Genomic DNA, 464 nt, shown 5'->3' on the forward strand with positions numbered 1-464 from the left:
ACCATGGGGTATTAATCCGCCTTTCGGCGGGCTATTCCCCACTGCAGGGCATGTAACTCACGTGTTACGCACCCGTGCGCCACTGGAGACACCCAAAGTAAACTCCGGATATCCCCCGTTCGACTTGCATGTCTTAAACACGCCGCCAGCGTTCGTTCTGAGCCAGAATCAAACTCTCCGTAAAAAACGTATGCCGTGATCCGAAGATCACGAACAAAATTGACCGTCCGAATTCCACCCCGAAGGGCTTCCTCCGAACGCTGCGCACCATTCTTCGGCACGCAGCACACAATTTAGCCTTTTCCTCTTCACCCGGCTTTTCTGGCACGGTTCTCGCTAAAGCAGCATTGCTGCGGAGCGTCGAAGCCGTCCCTTGGGCCGGGCCATGCTTGTGAAAGATCTTCTTTCGAGGGGACTAAAAAGCCGATCGGACCCTCTCGGGGTCGCGATCGACTCTCGTCTCT

At 55.4% G+C, this 464-nt stretch carries 1 rRNA gene; it reads right to left on the minus strand.

The window, feature by feature from the left end:
- Positions 1-184: ribosomal RNA gene (locus IG178_RS18615) — 16S ribosomal RNA — on the minus strand; the annotation flags it as partial.
- Positions 185-464: the final 280 nt, after the last annotated feature.

Source organism: Neoluteolibacter marinus (assembly GCF_014904755.1).
Taxonomy (GTDB): domain Bacteria; phylum Verrucomicrobiota; class Verrucomicrobiia; order Verrucomicrobiales; family Akkermansiaceae; genus Haloferula; species Haloferula marina.